This window comes from Hirschia sp. (assembly GCF_058892565.1).
Window position 1 is genome coordinate 60,110 of record NZ_JBZXVU010000033.1, and the last position, 25,688, is coordinate 85,797.

Here is a 25,688-nt window from a genome sequence, read left to right on the forward strand (position 1 = left end):
ACTTTGACGTTCAACCCAGTATCGCGAACATATAAATTCGCTGCTGCAGATTTACGTCCATCGTTGTCTCATTGAGGACTATAGCCATTTTTTGAAATGCGGCAACAAAAAGATTACGCAGGAAGGAATTCTTGGATCAATTACGCAGTTGAGATGTCGAATCTCTGAATACAACCTCATAATCCAATTCAACGCGTCGCGTCTGTTCTTCTCCTGATAATGCACCCGTAATGAGCAACTCGGCTGCTATTCTGGACATATCAATAACCGGCTGATTGACGGTTGTTAGAGAGGGATAAATAGATTGAGATATAGGAGAATTATCAAATCCAACGACAGATAACTGTTCTGGAACTTTGATGCCTTTTTTTGCCGCGACAGCCACAACTGCGGCTGCAACATCATCATTTGCTGCGACAATAGCCGTAGGCCTATCAGGCAGGCACAATAATTTAGCTGCGGCTTCCATACCTGATTTAAAATCAAAGAAACTCTGCAAAACAAGTTTAGGGTCTATAGAAATCCCAACTGAAGAGAAGGCCTCCACAACACCCTGATATCGAATTTCACTGACACGATGTTGAGGGTGTCCCTTGATAATCCCTATTCTTGTATGCCCTAACTCCAATAGATGCTCACCAAGCTCATAAGCAGCTGATTTATCATCTATCAATACGGAGCACGACCTATCAATTTCACTTTGAGGTGCAATACGGACATATGGAATCCCCCTCTTATCCAGAGTATTCAGCATATTGAAATTATCAGCCAGACTTGGTGCGATAATCATTCCAGCAAGATCAGGGTTTTCAAGTATTTCTTCAAAAATACATTCTTGCGAACCAAAGTCATCCACGATGAGATAATATCCCATTTTATTACAAGCCCGCATCGCGCCGATCTGCAAATCAGCATTATACGCACTCATGTGGGTGGTAGGATTGTCCAAGACCAAGGCTACGAGTGTGGGCCGATTCAATCTCAGATCCCTAGCCGCCTTGTTGATCTGATATCCCATCGAATTCATGATATCACGAACCCGCTGACGCGTTGTCTCGCCAACACCTTTTTGATCATTGAGGACTCTGGAAACTGTCTTCACCGAGACATTTGCTTCTCTCGCCACATCAACAATAGTCAAACGACGACTAACACTGTTTTGCGCCTCAGTCATTCGTCGTCCTTGCATTCTTTTTACTCTCTGTTGAAAATATAAAATTCAGCTTTCCAACTGCCATTGTGTAAGTCTTACGCGTGTGAAGCGCAAGACTTACAATACAATAGTGTCTACAAGGTTTATCTATTGAGTGCCTTGTACTTCATGTTTGAAAAGCGAACTTCGCCATCACGTGCAGCATAGATACCTGGCGTTAGACTCAAAAAACCATATCCTACATTGTGGTGATAACCAGACACTTCCATCTGTACTTCAAATTTATTCCAGCTTTCATTATCAAAGCTATAGTAATAAGTCAGAATATGATGGTCATACTTCATTCGCAAAAATAAGTGCTCCACACCTTTAGGAATGTCTCTAGGGCGTCTGCGCTCCATTCCATATCTATGAAAAATGAAACCTTCATCATCAAAGGCTAAACCGGCATAAATATTCTCATTGTAAAATGCCAGCAATCCGCCTCGTGCGCCGGGGTCACGCTCGACTTCAATATCTATTTGGTAAGCTAAATCTCCGGCTTTAAAACACAAAGGAGAACTATCCTTTGGTTCCAAACCTTTAGCCTTCATAGCCAGCGTCCCAGAACCAATTGATAAACGGTCATATTCGTCTGGGCTAGGTTTAAAAAATGCCCATTGCGGGGCTAAACCGGGTCCAGCAAAATCATCGCTGAAAGGCATTCCGTGCTTAACTTTTTTATCTGATTTAGGCACAGGAAAAGAAGATGACAGATCCCCTCCTTCTGATTCCCACCAATCGTCATCTCGCCACTTCACAGGCTCAAGCAGGGCCTGACGACCATGCGTCCAATAGCCATTTTCATAACCGTGAGAAATCAACCACCATTTGCCTTCAGGTCCTTCAACTAAAGACGCATGCCCACGCGACCACCATTGTTCATCCCTTGATTTAGTCCGCACTTGTGGATTGTTTGGCGCATGTTCCCACGGACCAAATACCGATTTAGAACGCGCTGAGATTACCATGTGACTTGTAGGCGGGCCTGCGGTTCCACCAACAGCTGTTAGCATATAAAACCAGTCCCCTTTGCGCAGCATTTTAGGACCTTCAGGACAGAAACACTCTACATCCCATTCTTGAGGGTACATCCATGGGTCATATATGTGCTTGACCTCTCCCACAGTTGACAATCCATCATCAGAAAGCTGAATCATGTCGCCATTGGATAAAAACAAATAACGTTTAGAATCTTCTCCAACAATATGCCCTGGATCTATATGGTCATGAAGCTTCAGATCCACCGGATCAGACCAAGGCCCCTCAATATCATCAGCCCATATCACATAATTTGATTTGTAGTCCGACGTGCGAGCCGGAATATACATATAAAATCTATCACCATGCTTGATCAGATCAGGTGCCCACACCGAACCAATATATTTGCTCAAGGCTGGTTTAAGTGGTTCCCAGTTTACAAGGTCATATGAGCGATAGATCAGAAGCCCTGGATAAGCTTCAAATGATGAAAACGTGACATAATATGTATCGCCATCTTTCAATATAGCTGGATCTGGGTGATCCCCCGCAAATATTGGATTTAGGAAAGTGCCATCTCCGCGATCAGCGATTCTTTGCCCTTCATAGCCTTTTCCCCAAACACGCGGCTCGGCTTTTGAAGACTCTTTATTATGCGGCAAACTTTCTATGGAATTTTCAGAAGCTTTACTGCAGGCAGCTGCAGCTCCAAGCCCCAACAACGCCAACCCTTGCCGTCTCGAAATATCTTTCATAATTCAAACCCCTCTAAGGCGGTAATTAATTTTCAAAAAAATCGAATCTTTTCAAAACCTCACCCTATTCTAAAAAACCCGAAGCCTTTCAAAGACTTCGGGTCAAGTTTAGGACTCAGTTCACGGGAGATTTTGAGTCATCTGCAAAGCCATTAAAAATGGCTTCAACTAGAATTTATACTTCGCGCCGACCATGAATACACGACCTGTGTGCTCATATTCGTAACGACGATCATTTTCGAGGTCAGTGAAACGATCTGTGTACTCATCAGTCAGATTCAGCGCTTCGAAGCTAAGACCAAGGCTCTCAGTCAAGCTATATGAAGATGAGAAGTCGACGCGCAATGAAGGCGCATAACCTTCAAATACGTTTGAGTTACCACTCGTGCTTGTGATGTAATCATCACGGTAAGCCGCAGCAATACGAGCAGATAGCTTGTCATTTTCATAGTACACTGTCGCGTTGTATGAAGATTTAGACATACCCAAAAGACGCTCAGAAATCACTTCAGAACCGAATGTGTAGTCAACATCACTATCAACCATTGTGTAGTTTCCAACAAATCCCATGTCGGACACAAATGCTAGCTCTGTAAACGTTGAGAAAGGAACTTGGAAGCTAAATTCTGCACCAGAAATTTTAGCACCTGGTCCATCACCCAATGTTGAGATTGTCCAACATCCAGACCCACCATTTGCTGGGTTACAAGATTCCAATGGCCCACCTTCTGGGTTTTCTGCAGTTGGAGATGTTGGTTGCAACACATCTAAAGGCAAACCAGTTGACGCAAAAGTACCTGTGACTTCTGTGCTAATTGGGAAGCTTTCAATATCCTTGTGGAACACAGCAATTGAGAACAATGCATCTTCTGCAAAATACCATTCAGCAGAAATATCAAAGTTTGTAGCACGTGTTGGGTTCAAGAATGGGTTCTTACCAGAAACCTTATAGTTAAAGCTATCAACGCTTGAGTTTGGTGTAAGGTTACCAAGACCCGGACGTGTCATAACTTTAGCCGCAGCCGCACGAAGAACAATGTCATCAGTCAAATCATAAGCAATGTTAATTGACGGTAGCACATCTGAGTATGGCTCACGTTCAATAACAACATTACTTCCGCTTACAGTACCTGTAGAAGTTTGCTTAGTTTCAGCATAGCGCACACCAATGTCGTAGCGCAGTCCGCGACCACCAAGCTCTACATCTGCTGCAAATTTAACAAATGCACCAAGATCTTCTTCTTCTACTTCATAGATGTCTGAAACGCGCGGAGTCGGCTCAATGTTATATATACCTGTCTCATCAGCCCATGCATCAAGGTTTGGCACCAACCATGTAATTGTTGATCCATCACCAACATCACCACCAAATGTGTAGAGGTCAGTGTTTGCGCTTGTTACATCAAGACCATTTACGCCATCAATGCTACAATCAACCAATCCAGATGCACATGCGCTTGTATCAGCACGAGCGCCATAACGGTCAAACGAGAACTTTTTGTAAGTCAAACCACCAGACAATGTGTATGAATCAGCAACATCTTTTTCTAAAGAATAAGAAATTGTGTCGAAGCCGTGGTTCACAGCAGCCGGACGGTTACGGAATTCATTCAAGTAGAATGTGTCAGGGTCAGTTACGTCTTGACCGTTAAATGCGATGACCGGAAACTCGTCATTGCTATAGTCATAGAAGAAATTGTCGTAAGACGTATTGTCGATCATGAAAGTTGTTTCATACGGCACAGTCAGCTCTGACTTAGATGTACCAATCAACAAATCACCACGTAGAGTGTCTGTGAATTCGTGCTCCAAACGGGCCGAAACTTGATTAAACTTCGTATTCCAACCTTGAGCGAACAATTCGTTACGCACGAATGCATTGTTCACTGTCATGCTTGTTAGATTGTTCGTACTTGCATCATAAGTGTAATCCAGTACGTCCATTCCACCTTCATTACCACGGAACAGAACTTCAGCAAAACGCTGCTCACGTGTACCGTCAAGCTCGGAATATAGACCATCAATAGTCAGCTTAACTGCATCAGTTGGTGCCCATTGGAAACTTCCTGTCAAACCAAGACGTTCACCAGTAATATCTGTTTGCCCATAACGCGGAATACGCGGGTGGAAAGCATCAGTTACAGTTGCACATCCAGTGTCATTTGGGTCAGCAACACAATCTACGCCGCCAACGGATTGGAAACGAGCTTTTTGCCAACGAACAGTGTTCTGACCTTCATTCACTGTTTCTGTTTTTGAATACGCTACAGATCCAGAAACACCCCAAACACCATTAGGATCTTTATATGATAGAAGACCTGAAAGGCGTGGTGTTACAGCTTCTGAAAGCGGGCTATATTGACCTTGAACATTTACTGCCCCTGTCAAACCTTCTTCATAATCCAATGGGTGACCAGTACTCAAGTCAACGACCGCACCAAGAGACCCTTCATCCAGCTCAGCTGATGCTGTTTTGTATACAACGATCTGGTTAAACAGCTCAGAAGCAAAAACGTTGAAGTCGAAACCACGGCCTGTGTTAGTTGATGCTCCACCAGTACCGGCGATAGCTTCCATACCATTCACACGAACACGTGTGTATTCTCCACCTAGACCACGTACAGTAATCTCGCGCCCCTCACCGCTTTCGCGTGTGATTGCAACACCGGGGATACGTTGCAATGATTCAGCAAGGTTCTGGTCTGGAAAATCAGCAATGTCTTCCGCCAAAATCGCATCTACTGATCCTGTTGTGTTACGCTTAACATCTAGCGCTTCACTCAATGACTGACGAAATCCAGTCACAACAATAGTATCAAGCGTACGTTGCTCAGTCACTTCTGGTGCTGCTGCTTCTGCAGTCTCTTGAGCCCAGGCTGGTCCCATACCTACGCTGAACGCAATCATTGATACGCCAGCCAGAATTCCAAATTTACGATTATCGTCCATTATATCCTCCCACGGAATTTAGTTATGCTACCGGTGTCATTTAAAATGCCACCGGTGTCAAGCTTAGTTTTTTACATAAAGATATTGAATGCCCGTATATTTTGTCTGGTGTGCTTTTTTATTCACACTCAATTTATGATCTTATAAAACCACAAATTTCATTTTTCAAAAGTGCCAACATGTAAACCGAAGTTAAAAAACAACTCCGGCCAAGCAGCTTGCGGCTTATCTTTAAGCCCCCGAACACCAAAACCATGCCCCCCCGTAGAAAAGACATGTAATTCTGATTGCACACCATTTTTTAGCAAGGCACTGTACATACGCAGTGAATTTTCAACTGGTACAGCTCTATCATCAGCAGCGTGCATGATGAATGTCGGAGGAGGTAAATCTTCCAAATTCAATTCTACCGAATATTTCTGCACTTGCTCCAAATTGGGAGATTCGCCAATCAACTTCTCGCGTGATCCTGTATGCGTAATAGCTTTATCCATTGATATCACTGGATAAATAAGAGCACCCAGATCTGGCTTTGCTGACAAATCATCAATTGCGTCTATGCCATCATAAACATCAGCATTGTACCGAGTCAGCAAAGAACCAGCAACATGACCACCTGCTGAGAACCCCATAACCGCAATACGTTCAGGATCAATATCATCGACAAGCGCACGTGAACGTATTAATCGAACAGCACGTTGTGCATCTTGCAATGGTGTGTCTGGCCCATCACCCCAACCTTGATGCGGCAAACGATAAGTCATCACATAAACAGTAACACCTAATTTATTGAAGAGACGAGCGCCCTCATATCCTTCTTTCTCAACCACAACATGATTATATCCCCCTCCCGGTATTATGAGCAGAACACTACCATTGGGGTTTTCAGCCTGAAACAACTTGATCGTTGGATCTGTCACTTCAAGAGCGGCACGGTCGGGTAATTTATATTGATTTTCTCTTTCAACATAATGCTGAGAAAGCGCATCTGTTGCTTCATTTGAACCCGGCGCACCTTCAGGCCATAATGGTATTTCCAAATCTGGTTGGCGGTCCACTTCAACCAGCAATTCTTCAGGAAACGCGCTGCGAGAAACTTGGTTCTCTCTATTCTGAAGAGATACACATCCCGTCTGAATAGTTGCTAATATTAAAATACCAATTAGTCCCAAGTTTCTCAAAGACATGTATTCCTCTATTCTTTGCGCGCTGCGAGCGGATATGAAATAATCAACATAAGCGGCTCGTCCCCAACCTGACGAATGCCGACATTTGCACCGGTATAGAGATATGCAGCCATACCTTCGGACAAAGCAGCTTCTTCTCCGTCACTTATGACAACACCATTGCCAGACACGACGTAATAAACTTCATCATGACTGATAATATGCTCGCCTATTTGAGCCCCAACATGAAGGCTACGCTTGCGAAATTCCATATTTCTTTTAGGCGCAACATCACTAATACGGTAAGCCGTACTCATGCCGATCGCACCATGAGGCGGAGGCTGGTCTATAACGACATCATTCTCATCTACGATAACCATCGCCGGCAAAGTCTCGTTTGCCGCAACAGTCACAGTCGTGCAGCTTTGGCTTAACAAAGCTACACTCATTATACCGGCAGTGTGTAACAAACACTTCATACCAGATTCCTTACTTAAACGCATTTGGAAGCGCCAAAGAAACGGCGGGAACAAAAGTGATAACCATCAGCGCAAATAACAAAGCACCATAGAATGGCCAGATCGTTTTCACAGCTCGCTCAACTGGTATTTTACCGACAGCAGCTCCTACAAACAAAACCGAACCAACTGGCGGCGTGACAAGCCCAATTCCAAGGTTCAACATCATAATGATACCAAAATGCACTGGATCAACGCCAATTTTCTGAACCACAGGAAGCAAGATTGGCGTCATGATCACAATCAATGGCGACATATCCATGAATGTTCCAAGCAACAATAAAATGACGTTGATGAGCAATAGGATGATAATCGGATTATCAACCGCCGTCGTAATCAGATTTGCTAATTGTGTTGGCACTTCCAAAATAGCAAGCGCATAACTAAACGCAGTCGCCGCACCAATAATCATCAAGACCATCGCCGTAATCTTCACGGACTGGGTTGCTGCCTTAATAAACAAATCCCAACCAAGAGATCGATAAACAAACGTTCCAATTATAATGGTGTATATTACAGCGATAGCAGAAGATTCCGTTGCAGTGAAAATCCCGCTAAGAATTCCGCCCATTATAATTATCGCAGCCATTAGACCAGGAATTGCGATGACTGCAGCCATCAGAAAAGCGCGCATTCCGGGGAAGCTACCCTTTTCATAACCTCTTTTAACTGCCACCCTCCACGCAACAAACATAAGTAATGCAGCAGTCAAAATACCCGGCACAATACCCGCTAAGAACATGTCACCAATCGAAACGCCAATACCGCTAGCAGCCGAATAGATAATCATGTTGTGAGAAGGCGGAATAAGAAGACCAACAATAGCTGATGTGACTGTTACATTCACAGCGTAATCGCTGTCATAGCCCTTCTTTTCCATCAAAGGAACAAGCGTTGAGCCCATAGCCGAAGCGCTTGCAATCGCAGACCCAGAGACTGCTCCAAACATTGCAGATGCCCCAACTGTCACCTGCCCTAACCCGCCTCGGGAACGCCCCAAAGCAGCCTCAGCTACCTTAACTAATCGCTCAGCAATTCCCGAGCGATACATAAGATCGCCCGCAAATATGAAGAATGGAATTGCCATTAGTGTAAACACACTTACACCCGCAGCCATGCGTTGAAAAACAACAAGCATAGGAATGTCGAGCACAAAAAACGCTGCCATTGAAGCAGCAAGCAATGAAAACGCTACAGGGACCCCAATAGCAAGAAAAAAGACCAGCGCCCCAACAAGTACAATCAGTTCCATCTTGGATCCTCTTCATTCTCGACATCATCGCCGTGTAATTCTTCAAATATTCGCTCAAGAGAGAACAGCGCAATCAAAAAACCCGCAATTGGGAGACCTAAATAGGCAAGACCGCGCGATAGTCCCAAAGAAGGGATGACATGCGACCATGTTTTTAGAACAAGCTCCCCGCCCCAAATGCACATTGCAATTCCACAAAAACCTACAACAATTTCATTGATTAGTTTCATGCCATGCTTGAGTTTTGGCGGCACAGCTTCTTCAAGCGCGACGATACGGATATGAAAACCCTCACGCACACCGGCCGCAGCGGCAAAACAAACATACCAGATCATAAGCACTAGAGAGGCTTGTTCAGACCATGACGGGCTTGCATTCAATACAAACCGGCCAAACACCTGCCACCCAACAATTGCCGTCATTAATATCAGTCCGGCACCGGCTAGATTCACAAGCAAATCAGCCATTCTGTGTGTAAATTTCGATAAAAGCTCAATCATAAGAATTGCCCAATTCTATCGCAGCATGCATCAGCTCTTTTTGCTGATCTGTTTTGACAAACTTGTCCCAAACAGGTCTCATCAGAGCGCTAAATTGCGTGATATCGTCAACTTCATTGGCTTGAACACCTGCCGCCAACACACGTTCCTTCGCCTCAATCACACGCACATCCCAAAGCTTACGCATAAAACCAACGCTTTCCTTAGCTGCTTTTTTAACGTGAGCTTGGTTTTCTGAGGACAATTTGTTCCAACGGCTTGCAGACATAACAAGGATTTCCGGCGTCATCACATGTCGCGTCAAAGAGTAAAACGGAGCCGCTTCAAAGTGGCGACCATTCTCGTAAGACGGCCAATTGTTCTCGGCACCATCTATCACACCCTGAATGAGAGATTGATAAACTTCACCAAGCGCCATCGGAGTCGCGTCGGCACCCAACGCTTTGATCATAGAGACATAAAGGTCAGAGTTTTGAACCCGTATCTTCATCCCCTTCATATCATCAGGGGTTCGAATTGGCTTTCGTGTATTATAGAAACACCGCTCACCAGAATCGTAAAAACACAATCCAATCAAACCATGAGGCTCCAATGAAGCCAAAATAGCATCACCAATTTCACCATCAAGCGTGTCACGCATGTGCTGTGTTGTCTTAAACAGAAATGGTAGTGACGCGATACCAGTAAGCGGCTCGATTGCGTTGAGCGGTGCAAGGTTCACACGGTTAAAATCAATACCGCCAAAAGATGTTATCTCCAGCGTATCGCGCTCTGAACCAAGCTGCCCCCCAGCGAAACTTTTAACTTTCATTTCGCCTTTTGTATATTCATTCAGCAGTCGAGCCATTTCTTCAACAGCACGCACAGTTGGATAGTCAGCTGGATGAGCATCAGCGGAAATGAGGGTCTTGCGTTCAAATGAACACCCAGACAATGCGGCCATGCCCCCCAGACCGACGAGCATATTTCGTCGATCTATCGAGAGACCAGTTTTCTCTTTAGTCATTTAACTCCACCCTGGTTAGGATATTTTTCTTAAAGCCTGCAAGCGACGCATAGCTATTATTTATATTTTCCAGAAAGATTGTGTTTTCTCTCAAAGACGCGGGGAAGACGCCCGACTCCCGAATGAATTTTTCGGCGTAATTTTTACCATCAGATGCAAGTGCTAATGCACGTAATTCTTTGTCTTTAGGATCAACCAATTGAGTACCCGAGATCGCTTGACGTCGTACAAATTCCATCCAAGCACAAATACCCATACACAATTTGGATATGGACCGCCCTGCCCCAATGTTATCTTGAACAGTCTGAAACAACCGGAAGGGTAATTTTTGCGAGCCATCCCACGCTATTTGAGATAGCAAATGTTCAATCTCTGGATTTTGAAATCTAGAAATCAGTGAATTGATATACGCCTCGATATCCATACCTTCAGGAACGTTCACTGAAGGCGCGATTTCATCTCGCATCAAGCTTGCAATGAATGTCATCACTTCTGGATCGGACATGCCCTTATAAACAGTCTCATGCCCGCACAGTAATCCAATATAAGCCAGCGATGAATGCGCGCCGTTCAACAAACGCAGTTTTGCACTCTCATGTGCAGCAACGTCCGATGTGAAAGTCACGCCTACTTTGGCAAGGTCAGGAAAATCTTCTGAAACGTTGCGCTCAATAATCCAAGATGTAAAAGCTTCTCTTTGAATTGGCCATTCATCATTTAGACCAATAGCGTCCTGCACGCGGCCAAGCAAACTTTCGTCCGTAGCTGGCGTAATAGAGTCGACCATTGTATTTGGAAAAAAGCAATTGGATTCAATCCAGCTCACAAGGTCAGGATTTGTATGTTGAACATAACCCAAAACAGCCGCGCGAAGCTTTTCACCATTACCTGAAAGATTGTCACAACTGACTATATTCAATCCGTTGAGACCCCGCTCCATTCTGATGCTCAAACATAGCGCCAGCCAACCAATAGCTGAAACAGGGCTACTTGGCGTGGCAAGGTCGCGCTTAATATCAGGATTCTCAACATCAAGCTGCCCATCGGCTGTAACGCAATATCCCTTCTCTGTTATCGTCAATGTGACGACCAAAGTTTCGGGCGCAGTTAGACGCTCTATAAATTCAGGATCTTTTGCTAGCACCACACTTTTGAGTGTACCAATAATGCGATACTCAATCACATCATCCAGAACAACCAATGTATATAGCCCATCTTGAGGCTCCAACGCATCCTTGACTTTGGCACTGCGCAAAGATGCACTACACACACCCCAATTAGGATCTATTGCATTTAATCTGTCGAAATAATCTAATTGATGCGCGCGGTGAAAAGCGCCAGCACCAAAATGCACAACGCGAACAGGCAAACTATCTCGATCATAATCATAACATCTCACACCCGAAGAAAGTTTAGAGATGTTTTCAGGGTTCAGACGTGCTGCGTTAGAGGGACTCATGACATTATTGTTCCACATATTGAAATCGATTTGATATTTTGGTACACATCATAGCACTAACACATTTTTCAGCCACTAACTCAACAATATGCGCGCGAAAAACACGCGCTAAACGGTCAAGGTTACCACCCCCCTCATTCTGGGCGGTGTTCGAAAATACCCCAACCACATTTTCCAGAAGCGCTAACCGTGCACTTCTTACTGGATTTGGATAATTCGCCCCACTCAAACCGCTTTCCTTCATTCTCATTCGTTCGTTAAAGCCCAAAATACGCTTGACAACAAAGCCAGATGGTAACCGGTGTCATAAAATGCGCAATAGCTTTATACGAAAGAATATCGCTTTATCATACTGATAAATTAGATATTAAAAGCCAGACGACGATCTGACGTTAAAACCACATGATTTCAACGTCAGATTCTGCCGACCCAAAAACTACTTAGTGCGGCCAACGTTCGGCAAGCACTTCTGCAACACCATCAACTACGCGCACTTCCATTGCAGGATCACCAGGCTGACCTTCAGCAAATAATTCATAAATAATCGAACCGTCTGGCTGTTTGCTTTCGATAACCCGCACCGGATTAACATCACCAACTTCTAATGCAGCTTGTGAAGCAATTTCAGGCACCTCACTCCATGCTAAATCACGTTGGATCTCAACAATTTCGGGCCCGTTTTCTGTCATTAGGACATCAAACTCAATTTCTTCGCCGTCGGCTGTTTCGCCCTCAACATCAAAATATGTGCGTCCATCACGAACCTTTTTTTGCGCTTCACTAATTTGCAAACCGGGAGACGCAATCGTGACGAGATTAACAATATCCACCGGAATATCAGCAGCAGCTAGATCAGTGATCTCTACAGCAGAAACCATCTTCTCAGCCAAATCATCAACTGTGACTTCTTCAACAACATCAGATGATTGAGCAACTGGGGTTTCAGTTTCAACTGCCCCTTCACAGGCCGCACTCAACAATGCCACACCCATCACACCCGTTAGAACAACACGTTTCATATACTCAACTCCCCTTATCATTTTCAATATTGAAATTTAACACAGCGCTCAACTACCCCATTGAATAAATGGTACTTTTGCAAAAAGTTCACGCTCAACTTTACGCGGATCAGATACAAGTTCCGTCGTTTTTCCAAATACCATAGTATTTCTTTCAGGAACTTCATACCTCGACCATTCCGGTAAGTTATCGCTATTGGGCGTACCATTTCTCGCCAGCGAGATAAATGAGCTAGACAGCTGATCAGCTACCCGAACAGCGTCCGGTCCCTGCCCCAAAAACGCACCTTTTTTATCGAGATTATTAAAAGCAGCGGCAATATCTATCGTATGCGTTGCGCCCCATTTCCCACCATCATCAGGTGAGCCAAGATCAAATTGGTAGACCCAAGTCGGCCCTTTTTCTTTGGCGCGCACATCCGCCTCTTCTACCTGCCCACGCCAAGAGCGACCAGCTGTCGTTGCAGCATAAAACACATCCGTAGCACTATAATCAGGATAGGCTTTTCTATAAACGCGCACAACTTCATCTGCAGATATATCGCATCGCATATGCTTAGGCAGCCATTTCGGGAGATCTTCCCAAGACATATCAAACGTCTCCGGCGATTTGCGACCTATAAAAATACGAGTCTCATCATGTGCATTACCTAATATCATCGGAATATGAGATGACTGACTTGGCGCATCAGGCCAAAATGGGTGGCGCGTCAACATACGCTCATCAAGCACAGGTCCAAAATACAATCCTTTCTCAGGATCAATTGGGTCTTGAGATTGAATACCCTCAACAAGACGCTCAGTCGACAATGCTGCTAATGCCTCAACATCACCAACACCAACACCCACATTTTGCAGGTAAGCGCGCGCTCTTTTTTCCGCGTTAATTGGCCCTGAAGCTGTGACCTGTTGGCCGCTCATTGTCGCAGCAGAGTGAAACAATCCTTTTGCAGCTGGCGTTGCCATCAAAGTCGCAATCTTTGCACCACCACCAGACTGACCAAACAACATTACGCGATCAGGATCACCCCCAAACGCGGTAATATTGGCTTTCACCCACTCCAATGCGAGCACAATATCCCACTGCCCCGCATTGCCAGAATCTAGATAGGATCCCCCCATTAAATTCGTAAGTGATAAATAGCCAAAAGCATTCAAACGGTGATTGATCGTGATAACAACCACATCACCTTTGGTCACAAGGTTTGTTCCATCATAAAGTTCATCGGAGCCAGAACCTGTATTGTATGCACCACCATGCAAATACACCATCACGGGACGCTTAGCGCGACCCGAGACATCCGGCGTCCAAACATTTAAAAACAGACAATCTTCGCTCTGCTTCAGATTTTGATTTTTCTGAGGCGCAGCAGCACCATACTCATGAGCAGGTAGAATAGTTTTCCATTCTGCTGGAGGGTTTGGCTTGGCAAAGCGTGTTTGGGAAGTATCTGCCCCATACCTTATTCCTTTAAAGGTATAAACATTGTTCTGACGGGATCCCATTACTGGCCCATACTGAGTCTGCACAACTGGATCAGATCCGCCACCAAACGCCGCGCCAGCCTGTGCTGACGCACACCCCACAGCGATCAATGGTGTCGCTGCAGCAATACTTTGCAAAACCGTGCGTCGCGAAAAAATTCCATTATTCTCGATAGTCATAAGCGTCCCTCTCCTTTTTAAAGGTCGATTTCAGACTGCTTATTGAGACACGTTTGCCGAACGATATTTATCGCTTTATATCCAGCGAACCACTTCCCATTGTCTGCTCGACTTCTGATATATTCGTTATATTAAATCGCTGAAAATTGGATGCCAGATCAAAACCAAAATCAGCACACACATAATCACCAAACTGAGCGAGCGAGAGACCAATACTGGCTCCGCTCCCTCGATATACATTTTAAGATGGGGCGTTCACAAAACGCCCCACTCTGGACACACTCATTTGACAAAGACTTGTCAAAACATGCTTTTTATTAACGCGCTAACCAGCCACCATCGACCGGAAGCGTAATTCCCTGAACGTAATCAGACGCCGCTGACGCGAGGAAAACCGCCGCACCACCAAGATCAGAAGGTTTACCCCAACGACCTGACGGAATACGTCCGAGAATTTCAGTATTACGCTTCTCATCAGCCTGAAGAGCTGCTGTATTATTTGTCGCAAAATAGCCCGGTGCAATCGCATTCACATTTATACCGTGCTGCGCCCACTCATTAGCGAGAATACGCGTCAGCCCCATCACACCACTTTTAGATGTTGTGTAAGATGGAACACGAATGCCACCCTGATAAGACAACATGGAAGCGATATTGATGATTTTCCCGCCTTTTTCAGCAGCAATCATAGAACGCGCAACAGCCTGACTCAAAAAGAAAAGAGTGCGAACATTAATGTTCATCACGCTATCCCAGTCTTCAGGTGTGAAATCAATTGAGTCATTACGTTTGATAATCCCTGCATTATTTACAAGAATATCAATGCCGCCAAACACTTCCTTTGTCTCGCCCACAATTTTCTCAATTGGATCAAGACTACCAAGGTCAGCCATAACAACATGCGCTTTACGACCAAGCTTTTCTACAAGCTCAACAGTCTCGCTAGGAGCTGAACGACCAACCAATGTTAGATTAGCACCGGCCTCAGCCAACGCCACAGCCATCCCTTGACCAAGGCCAGTATTGGCCCCAGTCACAATTGCTGTTTTTCCAGTAAGATCAAATGGGTGAGACATTATGCTGCCAATACGCTTTTGATGTAATCGACGATGGCTTCATCTTGTGCGTTTTCAAAGAAGTATTCTTGGAAACGCTCTCCAGCAATAGCAGCCTTCAAAAGATCTTGGTCTACATTCTTAAGAACAGTTACCATGTCATTTGTTGCAGCCGCTTTCATGTCTTTGAAAATGTTGCGGTTCTTCGCCATAATCGCAGCACGCTCTTTCGGATAGCCTACACCGCGCTCAACTTCGAAAAGTTTACGATAGCAATCTTGCAGGTTCAACTCAGCTGCCCAACCAAAGCCTTTTGCGTAAGGCATAGAAATCGCGTTTCCATCATTGATTTGACCAAAAAGGAACGCTTCTGTTGGATCCATCACAAGACCACAAACGACGCCCGGCATAGTGTTACATGCGAGCATTGAGCCCATACCTGTACCACAACCAGTTACAACAAAATCCGCAGCTTTTGAATTCAAAAGAATACCTGCCAATAGACCGTTCATAACATACGTCAAAGAAGCATCATCTTCTGGTCCGTACATGCCGTAATGAAACACTTCATTTCCAAGAGGCTCGGCGACTGATTTAAGCGCATCATAAACGATATCGCTCTTTGCGGCCTGACTGTTTTCAATAATGAGTGCGATTTTCATAGGAAATTCCTCCGAAACTTTGCGGCACCCCAAAACAAAGGACCGACAAAATTAATTGATTAGGTAACCGGTGTCATAACAGCTAAATTTTGTCTTCGCAACCCGGTTTTGTGTTTATTTCGGCGGGCAGGTAGATCCCCGTATAACGATCTCGGGGCGAAATGTTTCCAACTCACGAATGGCAATTTTCGCCGCCTTCTTCCGCAACAATTCAGCTGCTGCCTTACCCGTGGCGCGAATCGGACTTTTGACCGTCGTCATAGGAGGCCACATGCGTTTTGCCATTGGCGTATCATCATAACCAACAATGGAAATATCATCTGGAATGCGCAGACCGACTTCTCGCGCAGCACTATACGCACCCATAGCCATTTCATCATTTCCTAAAAACACGGCAGTAGGGATATTCTCAGCGTTCAGCAATTTGGCCATGCATTCTTTCCCTGAATCATACGTATAGGCACCTTCAACCACAAGATCATCACTAAGCATCACATCAAACTCAGCCAAACCGGCTCTCAATCCACCGATACGCTCTTTTTGAGAGAAGAATGTTTTAGGACCATGAATATGCCCTATCCGCTTGTGCCCCAACTGCGCCAAGTGCCGTCCCGCATCAGCGGCTCCATCAAAATCCAACGACCGAATCATACGTGATGGCTCATCCACATCTACCGAAGCGATCCGCACATAATCACAATCATGTTCGCGGAGTATTTCAGCCAGATTATCATCTTCAGATACAGACGGCGTGAGGATAAGCCCCATTGGTCGTTGCTGAATAACGAAATTTTCTACTTTTTCTCGATAAGAAAGATCGCCCCGCTCACAAACAATAAGCACCAGCAAATAGTCTGTATCTACCAACCCTTCCAGAATACCGCGCTGCATATTGACCAAATATTGCGGACTAGGGTTATCATACACCATACCAATCAGCATGGATTTACGCATAGCTAAAGCGCGCGCCTGAGGGTCAGGGGTAAAACCTATTTCTTTAATGATTTGTTTAACGCGTACTCGCGTTTCCTCGCGTACAGATGGAGACCCATTTATAACGCGTGAAACCGTCTTTTTCGAAACTTGCGCCAACCGTGCAACATCATTGATCGTACTTCTAGAACGATCTTTTGAAGCCGCAAGTTTCGAAAGAGAAATTTCCTCATTCGGAATGGAAGAGTCAAACTCTTCAGGATCATCAGAACTCATAACTTCACTACTGTAAAAGCTGAAAGGGTTTTCATGGCCCCACAGTGTGAAGTTATGGTGATTAACTTGCAAGCAATTTTAATATCAACAGCTTGATGTTGTGTAATTGCTTAAGTTCCTTTTGATTTTTGCCCTGAATCAAGAGCTTTTTCACTCACTGGCTTCATTGTTTTCATATCCCAAAGGCTAGAATCAAAAGCACGGAAAGTTGGTTCTTGCTGTGGATATCCACCAATTTCGTTCTGGCTGTCGATGATTTTACCACGACCTTCAGCAACATCTGCTAGGACGCGCACATCATGTTTATCACGATCCCAAGGACGCGCACCAGAGCTAGCAAGTACATATCCTTCAACGTGACGCGCAGGAATCACATCCAAACCTTCTATACTTTGCTGCATGTCTGCAACTTCGTGAAGCTCACCCTCACCCATAGAATAACGACCAAGCTTAGGCAATTCCTTCCCATAATGGTCAACAGCAATATTGTCTTCCATGTGAAGCTTAAGGTCACCATCACCGCCCATTAGCACAAGAGGAACAGCACCGTCTGTAGATGGCCCAGCACGTAACACATTGCCGACTACATCCATCTGCCCTGTTTGGAATTCTTCGTCACCCCATTCAAGCCCCTGAAGGTTATAATGGATAGCGCGCTGACCCGGGTTGTAAATCAAGTTGTTGACGATCGCACCATGCACCCCGCCCTTGAACAAAGGACTTCTCTCATAATTATGAGCGTACACATTTCCATAGATCAGGATGTTTGAAGTATTATCGTGGATCAAAGAGCCTTTAGAGTGCTCAAATTTAGCATGAGTTGCGTTGGATAGTCCTTCAGCAATCAAATTGTGACTGTAGAGAATATCGTGTGATGCACCTTCACGCCACTCATCAGGTGTCTCACCTGTGAAACGCGGCCCTGATGCAGACAGATTTTCATCGGTCGACCATGTGAGCGTACAGTGATCAACAATCACGCCAGATACCGAGCTTGTCGTAATAGAATCGGTATCCCATTTCTCTTCAAAATAGTCCGCATCACCCGGACGCACGCGAATGTGCTGGATAATCACGTCATCCGCAGCAACAACAATGCCGCTTCTTATAACTGAAATACCTGGAGACGGTGCAGTTTGCCCCGCTATCGTCACATCAGAATTACGAATAACGAGTGATTGGCGATCCAGATCAATAACACCGCCAACTTCAAAAACGATGATTCGCGGCCCTTCTGCCTCTATTGCTTCACGTAGAGTGCCCGGACCTTCATTATCTAAAGATGTAACTTTGATAACTTTTCCGCCGCGACCACCATCGGTGACTAGATCAATATTTTCTGGAAAAAAATACTGCGGTGTCGTCGACATCTTTGTACGCTCAACTGGCGCGTCCGCTACCGGCCCTACCGTCTGAGCAACACCAGGGAGTTGAGCACACCCCACGCTCACAAAAAGTGTCGCAACTATCGCGCTATATTTAATCATAATATCCATACTTTCCTCTGCCTAACGCCCCCAAATGAAAAACGTGAAAAACCATTTTTTTCAGTTTTAGTGTTCACATTTCGGTTTTTATATGTATTACAAAATATAAATGACACCGGTTTCCTTCGATGTCCAATTAATTTTTTTATTTTTGGGAAAACTCAATATGTCGAGCACTCAATCAACACAAAACCCAGCTCATGCGATTGTTGACGCGAGACAAAGAACTGGTTTTATCGAACAATTTCCGACACCAATCGCGACGGACCTTGAAACAGCATACGCGTATCAAGACACTGCAATCGACATGGTCGAAGAAAAAATCGTCGGCTGGAAAATCGGAAGAATCGTTGGTGACGACGTTGAAAAATACGGCACTGACAGACTGTTCGGTCCAATTTTCGAATCGAAAATTTATCACGATAAAAACGAAGTCACATCAGCTCCCGTCTTCTCAAAAGGCTTTGCAGCCGTAGAAAGCGAAATCATTTTTGAAGTTGCTGCCGACACACCTGCTGACAAAACAGAATGGACCACACAAGAAGCAATCGACTATATTGCAAATGCATATGTTGGTATTGAGGTTGCCTCTAGTCCTTTCACGGGCATTAACGACAATGGTCCCCTCGTAACGATCACAGATTTGGGCAATAATTACGGCCTAATCGTTGGTGAACCAATCGAAGATTGGAAATCACTAGACTGTGAAAAATGGACTTTCGATACGCTCATAGAAGGAGAAGTTATCGGAACAGGTAACGCGGCAGGTATCCCCGGAACACCTGTAGAATCCCTACGTGCCTTGCTAGAAAACACGGCGAAACGTGGCCGTCCTTTGAAAAAAGGCATGCTCATCACAACGGGTGCTGTAACGGGTGTTCACTCAGTGAAAGTTGGACAAGCTGCAATCGCTCGCTTCCAAAACAAAGTTGAAATTGCTTGTACATTTAAAGCTCAGAACCTTTAAACTCAACAAACCAGACTTCATCAGTATTAGCGCTATAATTGCCGGCTATTGCAAGGATTTATCCTCGCGATAGCTCGGCATGATAGCGCACCGATTTAACAGCAATATCCCATCCGGCTAATTGCTGTTGTCTGATCTCATCATCCATTTTGGGTAAAAATGCTTTTGTTGTTCCAAGGCATTTTTTCAGATCCTGCTCATCTTTCCAAAAGCCAATATATAACCCTGCCAGCATCGCAACGCCCAATGCTGTGGATTCTATTGTCGAAGAGCGCTCAACAGGAATGTTCAAAACATCACTTAAAAATTGCATAAGCCAATTGTTTTGAGACATACCGCCATCAACCCGCAGTGAATTTAATTCATACCCATCCGCATTGAGCGCCGAAACAAGATCACGCGTTTGATAGGCAACAGATTCCAAACCGGCGCGTACAATTGTCCGTTTGCCGGTCTCACGTCTTAATCCAAAAATAGCCCCTCTCGCCTCACTATCCCAATAAGGCGCGCCTAATCCGGTAAATGCAGGAACCAGATAGACCCCTTTATTGCTTTCTAAGGCTGCGGCCAATTCTTCTGTCTCGCCGCTGGCTTCCACCAGCTCCATTCGTTCCTTCATCCACTGGACGACAGCCCCCGCAATAAAGATCGATCCTTCAATCGCATATTGAACATCCCCTCCACTACGACATGCGATAGTCGTAAGGAGTTTATGGCTTGATTTAACGGGCGTGTTTCCGGTATTGACCAGCGCAAAACACCCTGTTCCATATGTCGCTTTAGACATGCCAGCCTCAAAACACCCTTGCCCGAAAGAGGCAGCTTGCTGATCTCCCGCCACGCCGCAAATAGGCAGGTTTATGCCAATAATGTCAGCGGCAGCGGTGCCAAAATCAGCTACGCTAGGTAAAACATCCGGCAAAAGGGATTTAGGGACATTGAAAATTTCCAACATTTCCTCATCCCATTTGCCATCATGAATATTATACAAACTCGTACGGGATGCATTTGTCTCATCTGTTAGATGCGACTTGCCGCCTGTTAAATTCCAGATGACATAAGAATCGACCGTACCACAAACGAGTTCGCCCTTATCCGCGCGTGCACGCGCGCCCGGCACATTGTCCAATATCCACGCAATCTTGGACGCGGAAAAATAAGGATCGAGCAATAATCCAGTTGCGTTTTGAACGCGCTCACCTTTGCCATCTTGCGTTAGTTTTTTACAAAGCTCAGCTGTACGGCGATCTTGCCAGACTAGCGCTTTATGAATTGGCGCACCCGTTTTACGATCCCAAACGACGACAGTTTCGCGTTGATTTGTAATCCCGATTGCGACGGGAAGCTGATTGATATCTTTGCAAGTTTGAATGGTAGCTCTGATCGTTTTAAGTGTGTTCAGCCATATTTCTACAGCGTCATGCTCAACCCAGCCATCTTCAGGAAAATATTGCTTCAAGGCTAATTGTTCAGTCGCTAGGATCTGACCGTCATGATCAAATGCCAATGTCCGGCATGACGTTGTCCCGCAATCAATCGCAAGTATGACCTGACCTGAATCCATCTTTCCTACCCCTGATTTATCTGTGCCCGCATTGAATCTAAATCTGATGTTCGGGTACTTTTTTATTTTGAAACCAATTCTTTATTTCCTGAATTTCCTCATCGCTCAGAACAAGCTCCAGCTTACTTCTACGCTTAAGAAAATCATCTGCCTGACGCACAAACTCATTTTCGATCACATAATTCAATTCGCGCTCTGATACGCCGCTCGCAAACATTTTTCCCATCATATTGATTGATGTTGCGCCGTCTAAAATATTGTGAACCCGCGTGCCGTAAGCGCGCAATAATCGTTTTAATACAGACTGTTCAAGCCAAGCATATTCTGCTTCCATTTGCGCAAGATAGGCGTCAAAATCAGCTTCATGTATGTCGCCTCCCGGCAGACTAACAGACTTGGTCCAGCTATCCCCCATCTCTGGCAAGACAGTTGATAAATCCTTCATCGCCGCTTCTGCCAAAGTCCGATATGTCGTTATCTTCCCGCCATACACAGACAGTATCGGCGCTCCCGCTTTATCATCATAGGAAAGCACATAATCTCGCGTCACCTTGGATACGTTTTCCGTTTTATCATCATATAGCGGGCGCACGCCTGAATAGGTCGATAGAATATCGCTCCGCTGAACGGCCATTTTAAAATATTCATTTGCAGCATCTAAAAGATAATCTATCTCACCTTCAGATATTTCCACATTATCCTTGTCACCAAGGTATAATTCATCGGTTGTACCGATCAAAGTCATACTGGCATTCTGATAAGGAATGGCGAACATGATGCGCCCGTCACCATTTTGAAAGAAGTAGCTAAACGCCCCTTCAAAACGCTTATTGGTGATTATATGAGACCCCTTCACCAATCTAACATGAGACGCATTTTCTCCACTCACAGCCATACTGCTTAATTCATCAACCCAAGGGCCGGCCGCATTCACAATCACTTTCGCGCGAACTGTCTCAATTTCACCATTTGCGTTTTTCAGGTCCGCTTCCCAAAAATCTTGGAAACGGTGCAAGTTAACGCATCTAGTTTGTGTGCGTATGTCTGCCCCCTTTTCACTCGCAGACATAGCATTGAGAACAACCAATCTGGCGTCATCCACCCAGCAATCAGAATATTCAAATGCAAATTTATATTCAGGTTTCAGCGCATCAAATTTGTGCGTCGATTTTCGCCTCAAAACCTTCGTTCCGGGGAGCATTTTCCTGCCACCAATATGGTCATACAGAAACAATCCTAATCGCACGAGCCACGCCGGGCGCTGCCCTTTTTGATGTGGTAGAACAAAACGCATTGGCCAGATAATATGAGGTGCAGCTTTTAACAGCACCTCTCTTTCACGCAACGCCTTAGCGACAAGCCTAAAATCATAATGCTCTAAATATCGAAGCCCGCCATGTATTAATTTTGTACTGGAAGAAGACGTGTGTTGTCCAAGATCATCTTTCTCAACCAATACAACTTTCAAACCGCGACCGGCCGCATCTCGCGCAATTCCAACCCCGTTTATACCGCCACCAATCACCAGCAGATCGTTTAGGTTTTCTATATCTGTCATTGTACCGGTTCTCTTGTTTATTTGATTTGGAAAACCAAACATGGATCAGGACGCTTTAACGCATTGGTGCCATAGCTCTACCAAAGACTAATGAGAAAACACATCCCTTTTACACAGGATTTCCCTTGTACCCGCCAGATCAACACCAGCATCACATGACGCCAACATAAAAACGTCACTACTGCGACAGAAACTTGGTATTCACGCGTTAGCAAACGCACAGAATGTCAGCACTTTTTTTGAACATTTCACCCCAAGTATTGGCATTTCTACCGCTTTTCATGATAGAGAAGCCAAGAACAAAAATAGCGTAAATGATAGTGAATTAGAGAGCGTTTTCGATGGAAAAAATTATTATTATTGGTGGCGGACAAGCCGGCGCTCAAGCTATCATTTCACTTCGTCAATCAGGTTTTGAAGGCGAAATCACACTCGTTAGCGCGGAAAAGCAGCTACCTTATCAACGCCCCCCCCTATCCAAGGCATTCCTTAAAGGCGAAATGGACGAAGAGCGCCTTTATTTCCGTCCAGAAGATTTCTATCAAAAACAAAACGTTACTGTGATATCGGGCGTCAAAGCTACTCAAATAAACAAAGACGCAAAAACTGTTGAATTAGAAAATGGCAATTTTCTATCCTACACAAAGCTTTTGCTCGCGACAGGTGCGCCGCCGCGTAAACTCCCCTTTGATCACGCCCATCTTTCAAATGTTCATTATCTTCGAACGCTTGAAGACTCTCGCCGCCTTGCACCAACATTATCTTCTCAAGAGCGCATTGTCGTTATCGGCGCAGGCTATATCGGCCTTGAAGTGGCCGCCGTCGCCCGCACCGCCGGCCGCGATGTTACTGTCTTAGAACTCGCCGACCGCGTTTTAGCACGGGTCGCAAGTGAGCCTGTTTCTAACTTCTATCAGGACCTCCACAGAAGTGCTGGAGTTGAGTTAATGCTAGATACAATGGTTGAAAATTTTATAATTAAAGACAATAAAATCAATAGTATAAAGCTAAACAACGGAACTGAACTGGCATGTGGTTCAGTTCTTGTCGGAATAGGCGCGGTTCCTGAAACCAAGCTCGCCCAAGACGCTGGTTTAGAAATAGATAACGGGATTATTGTCGATAAATACGCCCAAACATCAGACCCAAATATCTGGGCAGCAGGTGATTGCGCCAACTTCCCCTATCCGCGTTATGAAAAACGCATGCGCTTGGAATCTGTGCCCAATGCCATAGAGCAAGCAAAAGTCGTCGCTACAAACATGCTTGGTGGAGACAGCATACACAATCCTTTGCCTTGGTTCTGGTCTGATCAATATGACGTCAAATTGCAAACTGTTGGTTTGATGCAAGGTTTTGACACGCTGATTATACGTGGGAAACCACAAAACAAATCATTCTCTGTTTGGTATTTCAAAGAAAATAAGCTTTTAGCACTCGACGCCCTCAATGATGCCCCATCATTTATGATTGGTAAAAAGCTATTGGCAACAGACACACCAATATCGCCTGAGCAAGCTGAAGACAGCGAATTCAATTTAAGATCATTGTTTTAAAAGAATTTTTCTTTCCTTAGCAATTCTCTTGCGGCTTCTCTAGCGCATCTCAATCACTCTGTTTCATATCATTTTGAACAACAGAAGTTGAGTCTCGCTCAATCAGTGAGTGCTGTAAGAAAACAAGTTTTTTAGGCGGAGAATTCTCCTGCTCTGCCTCTAATACATTGTGTAATATTTCTACTGCTTTGCCAGCCATTTCCACCAAAGGCTGGCCGACTGTTGTAAGGTTTGGCCAAATGGTCGTTGCGATAGGCGAGTCATCAAACCCTACTACCGAGAGATCATTCGGCACTTTCACACCAAGCGAAGCCGCTGCTCCCAATACCCCAGCAGCCATATCATCATTTGATGCGAAGATCGCAGTTGGTGGCATTTGGACTTTCAGCAATTTTAATCCTGCTTCTAGCCCAGATTTATAGGTAAAATATCCCTGTGCCAGCAATTCATCCTGAATATCTATGCCAGCATCTTGCAGCACTTTTTTATAGCCATCTTCGCGCGCGGAACTCGTACTATGACTTGGGTGCCCGCGAACAAATCCTATTCGCGTATGCCCCAAAGAAATTAGATACTTAGTCATTTCTATCGATGCTTGAAAATCATTTATTCCGATTTCAAAAGCTTCGCGCGTTCCAGCCATACTTCCTAAAAAAACTGCAGGCATCTCAGCTTCAGTCAACATTTTTCGAATGCCCACCATATCACTTATAGGCGGCGGAATAATCACTCCATCCCAAGCATTGGTAAGGATCTCTTTCAATTGTTCAGCTGTTATATCTTGAGAGACATTTTTGACGATAAGTTGATACCCATAATTCCCAAGAGTTTCGAGCGCGCCCAACATTAGTTTTTCCAAATAGGCAGAAGACGGGTTTGCATACAACAAACATATGCGTCGTGCTCGCCCACTTACCAAATTCCTAGCCGCTTGATTTGGCGAATATTTTAGCTCGGAAACAGCCGCCAATACCTTCTCTTTTGTAGATACTCTCACTTTGGGAAAGTTATTGAGAACACGTGAAACCGTCATCGGAGAAACGCCTGCATGTTTTGCAACATCAATGAGAGTAACTGGGGAATTATTATTCCGCTTGGCAGTTTTCATGTCGGCATTTCTCACATTCAATACAAATTACACCCCACAGTGAAGAGCCACATTGTGCAT

20 protein-coding genes are annotated in these 25,688 nt (G+C 44.8%); 2 read left to right on the top strand and 18 right to left on the bottom strand.

The window, feature by feature from the left end:
- Positions 1 to 136: 136 nt before the first annotated feature.
- From AC5EF3_RS13005 to AC5EF3_RS13075, 15 genes are all read right to left on the bottom strand, one after another.
- On the bottom strand, positions 137 to 1,174 hold the full coding sequence (locus AC5EF3_RS13005) for a LacI family DNA-binding transcriptional regulator (protein WP_015828626.1): 1,038 nt from the start codon (positions 1,172 to 1,174) through the stop codon (positions 137 to 139).
- 122 nt (positions 1,175 to 1,296) lie between these two features.
- A complete protein-coding gene (locus tag AC5EF3_RS13010; protein WP_493548347.1) occupies positions 1,297 to 2,928 on the bottom strand; it encodes a family 43 glycosylhydrolase in 1,632 nt (543 codons plus the stop codon).
- Between the two features lie 168 nt (positions 2,929 to 3,096).
- Complete coding sequence (locus AC5EF3_RS13015; RefSeq protein WP_493548348.1) at positions 3,097 to 5,877, bottom strand: TonB-dependent receptor; 2,781 nt, start codon at positions 5,875 to 5,877, stop codon at positions 3,097 to 3,099.
- A gap of 158 nt (positions 5,878 to 6,035) precedes the next feature.
- Positions 6,036 to 7,064 carry an alpha/beta hydrolase gene (locus AC5EF3_RS13020; protein WP_493548349.1) on the bottom strand — a complete coding sequence of 343 codons (1,029 nt, stop codon included), beginning with the start codon at positions 7,062 to 7,064 and terminating at the stop codon, positions 6,036 to 6,038.
- Positions 7,065 to 7,072: 8 nt separating this feature from the next.
- Complete coding sequence (locus AC5EF3_RS13025) at positions 7,073 to 7,423, bottom strand: cupin domain-containing protein (protein WP_049763224.1); 351 nt, start codon at positions 7,421 to 7,423, stop codon at positions 7,073 to 7,075.
- Between the two features lie 109 nt (positions 7,424 to 7,532).
- A complete protein-coding gene (locus AC5EF3_RS13030; RefSeq protein WP_015828631.1) occupies positions 7,533 to 8,813 on the bottom strand; it encodes a TRAP transporter large permease in 1,281 nt (426 codons plus the stop codon).
- The gene (locus AC5EF3_RS13035; RefSeq protein ID WP_015828632.1) at positions 8,804 to 9,313 is read right to left on the bottom strand and encodes a TRAP transporter small permease; all 510 of its coding nucleotides are present in this window, start codon (positions 9,311 to 9,313) and stop codon (positions 8,804 to 8,806) included. Before AC5EF3_RS13035 ends, AC5EF3_RS13030 begins: the two co-directional genes overlap by 10 nt.
- Positions 9,306 to 10,319 (bottom strand): TRAP transporter substrate-binding protein, encoded by a 1,014-nt coding sequence (locus AC5EF3_RS13040; protein WP_493548350.1) that lies wholly within the window; start codon positions 10,317 to 10,319, stop codon positions 9,306 to 9,308. Before AC5EF3_RS13040 ends, AC5EF3_RS13035 begins: the two co-directional genes overlap by 8 nt.
- Positions 10,312 to 11,778, bottom strand: a complete 1,467-nt coding sequence (locus tag AC5EF3_RS13045) for a mannitol dehydrogenase family protein (RefSeq protein WP_493548351.1) — start codon at positions 11,776 to 11,778, stop codon at positions 10,312 to 10,314. The genes AC5EF3_RS13040 and AC5EF3_RS13045 overlap by 8 nt, the downstream gene beginning before the upstream one ends.
- Positions 11,779 to 12,218: 440 nt before the next feature.
- A complete protein-coding gene (locus tag AC5EF3_RS13050; protein WP_493548352.1) occupies positions 12,219 to 12,797 on the bottom strand; it encodes a hypothetical protein in 579 nt (192 codons plus the stop codon).
- A 48-nt stretch (positions 12,798 to 12,845) separates the two neighbouring features.
- Positions 12,846 to 14,462 carry a carboxylesterase/lipase family protein gene (locus AC5EF3_RS13055; protein ID WP_493548353.1) on the bottom strand — a complete coding sequence of 539 codons (1,617 nt, stop codon included), beginning with the start codon at positions 14,460 to 14,462 and terminating at the stop codon, positions 12,846 to 12,848.
- A gap of 317 nt (positions 14,463 to 14,779) precedes the next feature.
- Positions 14,780 to 15,538: a 2-dehydro-3-deoxy-D-gluconate 5-dehydrogenase KduD gene (gene kduD / locus AC5EF3_RS13060; protein WP_493548354.1), complete on the bottom strand. Its 759-nt coding sequence runs from the start codon at positions 15,536 to 15,538 to the stop codon at positions 14,780 to 14,782.
- Positions 15,538 to 16,179 (bottom strand): RpiB/LacA/LacB family sugar-phosphate isomerase, encoded by a 642-nt coding sequence (locus AC5EF3_RS13065; RefSeq protein WP_015828639.1) that lies wholly within the window; start codon positions 16,177 to 16,179, stop codon positions 15,538 to 15,540. Before AC5EF3_RS13065 ends, kduD begins: the two co-directional genes overlap by 1 nt.
- A 114-nt stretch (positions 16,180 to 16,293) precedes the next feature.
- Positions 16,294 to 17,388, bottom strand: a complete 1,095-nt coding sequence (locus AC5EF3_RS13070; RefSeq protein ID WP_493548355.1) for a LacI family DNA-binding transcriptional regulator — start codon at positions 17,386 to 17,388, stop codon at positions 16,294 to 16,296.
- 110 nt (positions 17,389 to 17,498) lie between these two features.
- Positions 17,499 to 18,875, bottom strand: coding sequence for a pectate lyase family protein (locus AC5EF3_RS13075; RefSeq protein ID WP_149037430.1), 1,377 nt, complete (start codon positions 18,873 to 18,875; stop codon positions 17,499 to 17,501).
- Between the two features lie 166 nt (positions 18,876 to 19,041).
- On the opposite strand from AC5EF3_RS13075, the gene AC5EF3_RS13080 reads away from it, so the two are divergent.
- On the top strand, positions 19,042 to 19,842 hold the full coding sequence (locus AC5EF3_RS13080) for a 2-keto-4-pentenoate hydratase (RefSeq protein WP_493548356.1): 801 nt from the start codon (positions 19,042 to 19,044) through the stop codon (positions 19,840 to 19,842).
- A 58-nt stretch (positions 19,843 to 19,900) separates the two neighbouring features.
- Here the strand turns inward: AC5EF3_RS13080 and glpK are convergent, their stop codons facing one another.
- Together glpK and AC5EF3_RS13090 are read right to left on the bottom strand one after the other, a co-directional pair.
- Positions 19,901 to 21,406 (bottom strand): glycerol kinase GlpK, encoded by a 1,506-nt coding sequence (gene glpK / locus AC5EF3_RS13085; RefSeq protein WP_493548357.1) that lies wholly within the window; start codon positions 21,404 to 21,406, stop codon positions 19,901 to 19,903.
- A gap of 37 nt (positions 21,407 to 21,443) precedes the next feature.
- A complete protein-coding gene (locus AC5EF3_RS13090) occupies positions 21,444 to 22,964 on the bottom strand; it encodes a glycerol-3-phosphate dehydrogenase (protein ID WP_493548358.1) in 1,521 nt (506 codons plus the stop codon).
- A gap of 341 nt (positions 22,965 to 23,305) precedes the next feature.
- Between AC5EF3_RS13090 and AC5EF3_RS13095 the strand changes: the two genes are divergently transcribed.
- Positions 23,306 to 24,520, top strand: a complete 1,215-nt coding sequence (locus AC5EF3_RS13095; RefSeq protein WP_493548359.1) for an NAD(P)/FAD-dependent oxidoreductase — start codon at positions 23,306 to 23,308, stop codon at positions 24,518 to 24,520.
- Between the two features lie 49 nt (positions 24,521 to 24,569).
- Here the strand turns inward: AC5EF3_RS13095 and AC5EF3_RS13100 are convergent, their stop codons facing one another.
- The gene (locus AC5EF3_RS13100; protein WP_493548360.1) at positions 24,570 to 25,628 is read right to left on the bottom strand and encodes a LacI family DNA-binding transcriptional regulator; all 1,059 of its coding nucleotides are present in this window, start codon (positions 25,626 to 25,628) and stop codon (positions 24,570 to 24,572) included.
- Positions 25,629 to 25,688 lie beyond the last annotated feature (60 nt).

Excerpts from the sequence above, each read along its gene's own strand:
- AC5EF3_RS13025 (WP_049763224.1), bottom strand. The coding sequence starts at position 7,423 with ATGGTTATCGTAGATGAGAATGATGTCGTTATAGACCAGCCTCCGCCT.
- AC5EF3_RS13040 (WP_493548350.1), bottom strand. The coding sequence starts at position 10,319 with ATGACTAAAGAGAAAACTGGTCTCTCGATAGATCGACGAAATATGCTC.
- AC5EF3_RS13045 (WP_493548351.1), bottom strand. The coding sequence starts at position 11,778 with ATGAGTCCCTCTAACGCAGCACGTCTGAACCCTGAAAACATCTCTAAA.
- AC5EF3_RS13035 (WP_015828632.1), bottom strand. The coding sequence starts at position 9,313 with ATGATTGAGCTTTTATCGAAATTTACACACAGAATGGCTGATTTGCTT.
- glpK (WP_493548357.1), bottom strand. The coding sequence starts at position 21,406 with ATGGATTCAGGTCAGGTCATACTTGCGATTGATTGCGGGACAACGTCA.
- AC5EF3_RS13075 (WP_149037430.1), bottom strand. The coding sequence starts at position 18,875 with ATGATTAAATATAGCGCGATAGTTGCGACACTTTTTGTGAGCGTGGGG.
- AC5EF3_RS13020 (WP_493548349.1), bottom strand. The coding sequence starts at position 7,064 with ATGTCTTTGAGAAACTTGGGACTAATTGGTATTTTAATATTAGCAACT.
- AC5EF3_RS13005 (WP_015828626.1), bottom strand. The coding sequence starts at position 1,174 with ATGACTGAGGCGCAAAACAGTGTTAGTCGTCGTTTGACTATTGTTGAT.
- AC5EF3_RS13015 (WP_493548348.1), bottom strand. The coding sequence starts at position 5,877 with ATGGACGATAATCGTAAATTTGGAATTCTGGCTGGCGTATCAATGATT.
- AC5EF3_RS13100 (WP_493548360.1), bottom strand. The coding sequence starts at position 25,628 with ATGAAAACTGCCAAGCGGAATAATAATTCCCCAGTTACTCTCATTGAT.
- AC5EF3_RS13050 (WP_493548352.1), bottom strand. The coding sequence starts at position 12,797 with ATGAAACGTGTTGTTCTAACGGGTGTGATGGGTGTGGCATTGTTGAGT.
- AC5EF3_RS13095 (WP_493548359.1), top strand. The coding sequence starts at position 23,306 with ATGGAAAAAATTATTATTATTGGTGGCGGACAAGCCGGCGCTCAAGCT.
- AC5EF3_RS13010 (WP_493548347.1), bottom strand. The coding sequence starts at position 2,928 with ATGAAAGATATTTCGAGACGGCAAGGGTTGGCGTTGTTGGGGCTTGGA.
- AC5EF3_RS13030 (WP_015828631.1), bottom strand. The coding sequence starts at position 8,813 with ATGGAACTGATTGTACTTGTTGGGGCGCTGGTCTTTTTTCTTGCTATT.
- AC5EF3_RS13055 (WP_493548353.1), bottom strand. The coding sequence starts at position 14,462 with ATGACTATCGAGAATAATGGAATTTTTTCGCGACGCACGGTTTTGCAA.
- AC5EF3_RS13090 (WP_493548358.1), bottom strand. The coding sequence starts at position 22,964 with ATGACAGATATAGAAAACCTAAACGATCTGCTGGTGATTGGTGGCGGT.
- AC5EF3_RS13080 (WP_493548356.1), top strand. The coding sequence starts at position 19,042 with ATGTCGAGCACTCAATCAACACAAAACCCAGCTCATGCGATTGTTGAC.
- kduD (WP_493548354.1), bottom strand. The coding sequence starts at position 15,538 with ATGTCTCACCCATTTGATCTTACTGGAAAAACAGCAATTGTGACTGGG.
- AC5EF3_RS13070 (WP_493548355.1), bottom strand. The coding sequence starts at position 17,388 with ATGAGTTCTGATGATCCTGAAGAGTTTGACTCTTCCATTCCGAATGAG.
- AC5EF3_RS13065 (WP_015828639.1), bottom strand. The coding sequence starts at position 16,179 with ATGAAAATCGCACTCATTATTGAAAACAGTCAGGCCGCAAAGAGCGAT.